Below are 7296 nucleotides of genomic sequence, written 5' to 3'. Positions count from 1 at the left end.
GAACCCCCGCAAATAAAAGGCCGACGCCCAACGCGTCGGCTTTTTTTTAAATATGCTGTTAATGATAAATAAACTCATTCCGGTTTCTGCGTGGCGCTACGTCTTACTAAGGTATGCAGACAATTCGGGTCGGGCAGGGTAGCCCCAGGGTTCGGGTTTGTAGGGCAGAACACGATTTTTTCCGTTGTCCAGACAGATGACCTGTGCCCGGGGAGGGGCCGGGTCGACCGCCAACTGATGTGCTGCCCTAGAGGTGGCCGACAGAGCGGTTTACGTGTTTGGGCAGCGTCGGGCACTTGGTGGCCCATCGGTCTTATCCACTTCTAACGAATAATAGAGAGCACGATGTCAGCAATTCATGAGTTGAAACCTCTGTTCAAGGCTTTGATCGTTTCCCGTACGCTTCGCTCACGTCATTCGCTGGCCGGTCTGGGCATGGCCTGTCTGATGCCGTTCAGCGCGCAGGTCTGCGCCGAAGAGATCGCCGTCAACATTGCCGCGCAGCCCTTACCCCAGGCGTTGCAAGCGTTTGGCGAGCAAACCAACCGGCAGGTGATCTACAACGCCGCCGACATCGCCGACCTGCGCGGTAACCGCGTCAGCGGCAAACTGAGCGCCGAAGCGGCCATTGCCGAACTGCTCAAGGGCACCGGCGTGCGCTACAGTTTTGAAGGCAACACGTTGATGCTGGTGCGGGGTTCCGCCACTGAAGGCCTTGAGCTGGGCGCGACCACCGTCAATGCACAGCAGCTGGATGCGACGACCGAAGGCAGCAACTCATACACCAGTAACGCGGTGACCATCGGCAAGGGTACCCACACCCTCAAGGAAATTCCCCAGTCGATCACCGTGATGACGCGTAAGCAGATGGATGACCAGAACCTGGTCGATCTCAAGGACGCCGTCAACCAGACCACCGGCATAGTCGGCCTGCAGGGCGTCGGCGAAGGCATGATTCTGTCGTCGCGTGGTTTCCAGATCGACGATTGGCAGTACGACGGTGTGCCGATCCCGCGTAACACCTATTCGCTGGGCAACTGGGCGACCCAGGACCTGATCTTCTATGACCGCCTGGAAATCCTGCGCGGCGCCTCCGGCCTGCTGCAAGGCACCGGCAGCCCCGGTGGTGCCATCAACCTGGTGCGCAAGCGTGGCCAGAGCACACCGACCGTGACCCTGACCGGCAAGGCCGGCTCTTGGGATCACTACGGTCTGCAAGTGGATGCCGGCGGCCCGCTGAACCAGGCCGGCAACATCCGCGGCCGCATCGTCGTAGACGAAGACCAGAGCAACTCGTTCATCGACCACGCGTGGAGCAAGACCCACTCGCTGTACGGCGCCCTGGATATCGACCTGCGCGAAGACACCACCCTGGGCTTCGCGGTCAGCCAATCCAACGGCGAATCGCGCGGCAACATCCGTGGCCTGCCACTCTACGCCGACGGGTCGATGCCGGACGTTTCGCGTTCGACCTACACCGGCGCGCGCTGGAACCGTTCCGAAATCGACGTCACCACCCTTTACGCCGATCTCGAGCACCGCTTCAACGACGATTGGGCCCTCAAGGTCGGCACCGTGTACATGACCGAAGACAATCAGTCGAAAAACCAGCGAACCCAAAGTCCTGGCGGTCTCTTGCCGGATGGCAGTCGCGTGCAATATGCCGACTTCGTGACCGATTTCCAGTCCACGAAGGCCGGTCTGGACGTGAACCTGACCGGCAAGTTCGAAGCCTTGTCGATGCAGCAGGAAGTCATGCTGGGCGGCAACTTCTCTCAGCTGGAGACGGATGATCGCTTCGCCCGTACCTTCAACAGCAGCAGCGACACCATCTTCGACCTCGACAATGACCGTCCGGACATCAGCTACGACAGTCTGCTTGCCGCGGGCGGCCAGGGCACCCTCAGCAAATACGATATCCGTCAGAAAGGCCTGTACGGCACCTGGCGCGTCAAGCCGGTTGACGATCTGACGCTGATACTGGGTTCCCGGGTTAGCTGGTACGACTTCAGCTACAAGTCGAAAACCGAAAGACAAACCGGTATCACGCCCAACGATCCAAGCACCGGAACTGAAACCGGAGTGGTCACGCCCTACGCCGGTATCGTCTATGACCTGAGCCGCGAATGGGCGGTATACGCCAGCTACACCGACGTGTTCCAGCCGCAAACCAACCGTGATACCAGCGGTAAGGTGCTCAAACCCATCGTCGGCACCAACTACGAAATCGGCCTCAAGGGCGAGTTGATGGACGGTCGGGTCAATACCTCCTTGGCCATCTTCCGTTACGACCAGGAAAACCGTGCCGTCAACGACATCGCCGGTGGTTTGGAGTGTGCTGGCTCGTACTGCTCGGTAGCCTCGGGGAAAGTTCGTAGCCAGGGTATCGACGCGGAAATCAGTGGTGAAGTGACGGACAATCTGCAGCTATTTGCGGGCTATACCTACAACACCACAAAATACCTGGAAGACCTGACCAACGAAGGCAGCGTCTTTAGTACCTGGACGCCGAAACACATGCTGCGCGTGTGGGGCAACTACCAGTTCACCGGTGACTGGAGCCGTGTCAGCACCGGTCTGGGCTTCACCACCCAAAGCCACACGCTGGTTTACGATCTTAACAAAGATGTACCGGGTTACACCGTGTGGAATGCCCGCATCGGCTACCAGCTGACGCCGGAGATCGGTTTGGCGGTCAACGCCAACAACCTGTTCGACAAGACGTACATTTCGCCCGCTTACAACCAGCTCAATGGCAACAATAACTTTGGCGACCCGCGCAATCTGATGTTCAGCGTGACGTACAAACCGCAGTTCTGATTGCAAGCACCAGTCAACAAAACCTAAGCCCGGCCCGCACATTGCGGGCCGGGCTTTTTATTTGCCTGCGATTTGGCGGGCGGACACACAACTCCCTGTGGGAGCGAGCCTGCTCGCGATAGCGGTCTGGCAGGCGACATTGATGTTGAAGGTGATGGCCTCATCGCGAGCAGGCTCGCACACAAGGGTTTTGCAGTGCCTGATTTTTCCGAATGCGGCCCAGACCGAACGCAGGTTGCTACGGACCGCATGACGGCTTATCTGACTGGCAACCCGCCGCAGCCTGCCGGCGGGTTGATGGGGCGGGGGAGATCAGTGTGGGGTGGTGCTGGACAGGAAGGCTTCGATCAGTGAGTCGATCAGTGCGCCATCAAAGATCATGCTGCGGTGCAACAGCGGTGAGTGCACCGAGCATTTCAGCTCGCCCGAGGGGCTGTAACGCCGGATCAATGCCTCGCAGAACGCCAGTTCTTGCGCGGTCTTTTCCGGCACGGCCCACCAGCAACTGGGCCGGACTTGCACAGGTTTGAAGGTATAAAGCTTGAAGGCCTCCAGCAGACGGTCATGCACCGAGAACGCCTGAGCATTCATGACTTCGTTCTTCACGCTTTGCACGATCGACAACAAGTCGCCTTGGCCCGGTTCGACCAGGCTTGCTGCCCAGTCATAGAACTGCTTGACCGAGCTGTGTGGCGAGTCTTTCAAATACGCCGCCGTACGGTCTGTCAGGGTCGGGAACAGCAGATCGAAATAGTGAATGGCATCGAGGATTTCTTCCGAAGCCTCGCTGCTCTGTTCAGCACTTGGCAAGCGTCGATAACGGGGTAAATCCTCAGGGTACAGGTGTTCCGGGATGGTGCTGTCCACCAGGCCGAGAAAGGCCACCTGATGACCCAGGCCTTCCAGTGTGGCGGCGATATCCAGCGCTATCGCGCCCCCCAGCGACCAGCCCATCAAGTGGTAGGGACCTTGAGGTTGTGCCTTGACGATTTCTTGACTGTAATCGGCCACCATCTCGTCCCAGCTTTGGCTGCCATCGCTGAAACCGCGATGCATGACGCCACAGACCGAAGCATGGGCCTTGAGTTTCTTCGCCAGCGGCTGGTAACAGAACACGATTCCGCCGCTGGGGTGCAGGCAGAACAGGGTCGGTGCGCTGGCCGGGGCTGCATTTAACTCGACCACGCACTGAGTCTGTTCCCGATGCTTGCGCGAAATAAACGCCGCCAGTTCGCCGATGCTCGGATGGGCCAGTAACTCTTGCAGGCGCAGCTCGATGTTCAGACGTGTCTTGAGCGTGGAAATGAACTGAATGGCCAGAATCGAATGCCCACCCAATTCAAAGAAGTTGTCGGTCACCCCCACGCGCTCGATGCCTAGCGATTGCTGCCAGAGCTGGGCGAGTGCCTCCTCCAGTGGGTTGCTCGGTGCAACGTAGGCTTGCTGCCACAGACTGACATCCGGCTCGGGCAGGGCCTTGCGATCGAGCTTGCCGTTGGCGTTGAGCGGGAAGTGATCGATAAATAGCAGGTGGCCGGGCACCATGTAGTCTGGCAACTGCGCCTTGAGGGCGTTCAGCAACTGTTCGCGCAGCTCGGTGCTGGCCGGTTCGCTGGCAATCACATAACCGACCAGTTGCAGACCGCTCGGGCCCTCGTGGGTCAGGACCACGCAGTCCTGCACGGCTGGCAGGCTCTGCAGGCGTGCCTGGATTTCCCCCAGTTCGATGCGAAAACCACGAATTTTTACCTGATGGTCGATGCGTCCGACGTACTCGATGCCGCCATCGACGCCGTAGCGCGCCAGATCGCCGGTGCGATACAGACGCCCGCCGGGTAGCGGGTCGAACGGATCGGGAACGAAGCGGATGGCGGTCAGATCGGTGCGTTTCAGATACCCACGCGCCAGGCCGGCGCGGCCGATATACAACTCACCGATGCAACCTTTGGGCACCGGGTTGAGATGCGGGTCGAGCAGGTACCACGACAGGTCGATAATCGGCTCGCCGAGGGGGCTGGTCGCGTCCGAGTGCAGATCCTTCAGTGACAATGGCCGGTAGGTCACGTGCACGGTGGTTTCGGTGATGCCATACATGTTGATCAACTGCGGCGCTCGATCGCCGAAGCGTTCGAACCAGGGACGCAGGCTTTGCACATCAATCGCTTCACCGCCAAAAATCACATAACGCAGGTGTTGGGTCAGTGACTGTTGAGGTTCGCAGGCGACCTGCATCAGCTGTTTGAATGCCGACGGCGTCTGGTTGAGCACGCTGACTTGTTCCTGGCATAGCAGTGCATAGACATCCTGTGGCGAACGGCTGACGGCGTGCGGCAAGATCACCAGCCGGCCGCCGTGCAACAGGGCGCCGAAGATTTCCCACACGGAGAAGTCGAATGCATACGAGTGAAACAGGCTCCAGACATCGTCCTGATTGAAGTTGAACCAGTTCGCGGTCGCGTGAAACAGCCGCATCACGTTGTGGTGCGGCAGCAGGGCGCCTTTGGGCTTGCCGGTAGAGCCCGAGGTGTAAATCACATACGCCAGGTTATCCGGGTGTACCACCACTTCGGGATTGTGCTCATCCTGCGGGTGGCTGGACGGCGGCTGGTCGAGTAACAGGCAGTGAACCTCGGCCGGCAGCGGCAACTGTTCGCGCAGATGCGTCTGCGTCAGCACCAGCGCGATGGCGCTGTCCTCGATCATGTAGGCCAGGCGTTCGGCCGGGTAGCCCGGGTCCAGCGGCACGTAGGCGCCCCCGGCCTTGAGGATCGCCAACACGCCGACGATCATGTCTGGCGTGCGCTCGACGGCGATGCCCACCAGTACATCCGGGCCGACGCCCTCGCTGATCAGCCGATGGGCCAGCCGATTGGCCTGGCGATTGAGCTCGGCGTAACTCATGTGCTGATCGCCAAAACTCAGGGCAATGGCTTCACCGGCTCTACTGGCGTGCGCTTCGATCACGTGATGCAGGCAGTGTTCGCGTGGCAGGCGGGTGGGCTGACGATTCCAGTCGGCCAGGGTTTGTTGACGTTCGTCCGGGGCTAGCAGCTGCAGTTCGCCGAGGACGCAATCGGGGGCTTCGATGAGGCTCTGCAACAGGTTCTGCCAATGCCCGGCCATGCGTTCGATGGTCGCCGGGCTGTAGAGGTCGCGGCTGTACTCGAAAGTGGCGACAAGGCCTTGATGCGAGTAGTCGATGTCCAGCGAGAGATCGAATTTGGCCTGTCTTTCTCCGCAATCGAGAAACTCCAGTGTCAGCTCGCCCCAGTCCATCGCGGCTGGTTCGGCCGTGTCGGTGCGCCAGTTGAACAACACCTGGAACAATGGATTGGACGTCTGGCCGCCCGGTCGTTGCAGTTGATCGAACATCAGCTCCAGTGGGTAATCGGCATGTTCGAGTGCCGCCAGGGATTGCCCGCGCAGGTCGTGTAAAAAATCCACAGTGGTGCGGGTCGAATCGATCCGCGCCCGGTACACCTGAGTGCCGACGAAAAAGCCCACCAGTTCCTGGGTTTCGCCACGGTTGCGGTTGGCGTTGGGCACGCCGACGGTGAAGTCGTGCTGGTTGCTATAGCGGCCGAGCAGCAATTGCCAGGCGCCCAAGGCCAGCACAAACGGCGTCAGCCCCTGGCGCTGGCAGAAGGCATTGAGCGCTTGGGACAGAGTGGTGGGAATACTCAATGAAAGGCGCCCGGCGAGGTGCTGTTGACCCGCTGCGCGGGCAGAATCCTGGGGCAGTTCGAGCACGGGTAATTCGCTGCCCAGGTACTGGTGCCAGTAATCGCCGCTGCGCGCGCAATCGGCACTGTCGAGGTATGCACCGCGTTGCCAGGTGGCATGGTCGGCGTATTGCATCGCCAGTGGCGGCAGTTGCGCGGTATCGCCGAGGCGGGCCTGGCCGTAGGCGCAGAACAGGTCTTGCATGAGAATCGCATTGGACCAGGCATCGGAGACGATGTGGTGCATGTTGAGCAGCAACACATGCTCCAGGGTATCGAGCTTGAGCAGCGTAGCGCGGATCAGCGGCGCTCGGCTCAGGTCGAACGGGCGCAGCGCCTGATTCTGGATACGCTGCGCCAGTTCATCGGCGCGGGCCTGGCTGTCGAGCGCCGAGAGGTCTTGCTTGTGCAGGGTCAGACGGGCGTGACGCTCAACGACCTGGATCGGTACGCCGTCGATTTCCTTGAACGCGCTGCGCAAAATGTCGTGTCGATCTATGACCCGATCAAGCGCCACTTCCAGCGCCCGGGTATCCAGTTCGCCGGTCAGCCGCAAGGCGCGTGGCAGGTTATAGGCCGAGCTGGTCGGAGCCAATTGTTGCTCCAGCCACAGTCGTTGCTGGGCAAACGACAGCGGGGCTCGATCCAGGCGGCTGCGGGGCGACAAGGCCTGTACATCGTCTGCGGCATCGGCCAGTAAAAGCGCCAGCAGATCATCATCAAGAAGTTCGTTCATGGGGTTCTCGCAAAAGGC

General features: G+C 60.2%; 2 protein-coding genes. One reads left to right on the top strand and one right to left on the bottom strand.

Annotation, left to right across the window (positions count from 1 at the left end; all coding sequences use genetic code 11):
* Positions 1 to 345: 345 nt before the first annotated feature.
* Positions 346 to 2820 carry a TonB-dependent receptor gene (locus JFU11_RS25865; RefSeq protein WP_201062517.1) on the top strand — a complete coding sequence of 825 codons (2475 nt, stop codon included), beginning with the start codon at positions 346 to 348 and terminating at the stop codon, positions 2818 to 2820.
* 312 nt (positions 2821 to 3132) lie between these two features.
* Here the strand turns inward: JFU11_RS25865 and JFU11_RS25860 are convergent, their stop codons facing one another.
* The gene (locus JFU11_RS25860) at positions 3133 to 7278 is read right to left on the bottom strand and encodes a non-ribosomal peptide synthetase (protein ID WP_201062516.1); all 4146 of its coding nucleotides are present in this window, start codon (positions 7276 to 7278) and stop codon (positions 3133 to 3135) included.
* Between the last annotated feature and the right edge of the window lie 18 nt (positions 7279 to 7296).

Source organism: Pseudomonas sp. TH37 (genome assembly GCF_016650735.1).
Taxonomy (GTDB): domain Bacteria; phylum Pseudomonadota; class Gammaproteobacteria; order Pseudomonadales; family Pseudomonadaceae; genus Aquipseudomonas; species Aquipseudomonas farris.
This window is presented reverse-complemented; position numbering and strand designations above follow the sequence as displayed.

Excerpts from the sequence above, each read along its gene's own strand:
- JFU11_RS25860 (WP_201062516.1), bottom strand. The coding sequence starts at position 7,278 with ATGAACGAACTTCTTGATGATGATCTGCTGGCGCTTTTACTGGCCGAT.
- JFU11_RS25865 (WP_201062517.1), top strand. The coding sequence starts at position 346 with ATGTCAGCAATTCATGAGTTGAAACCTCTGTTCAAGGCTTTGATCGTT.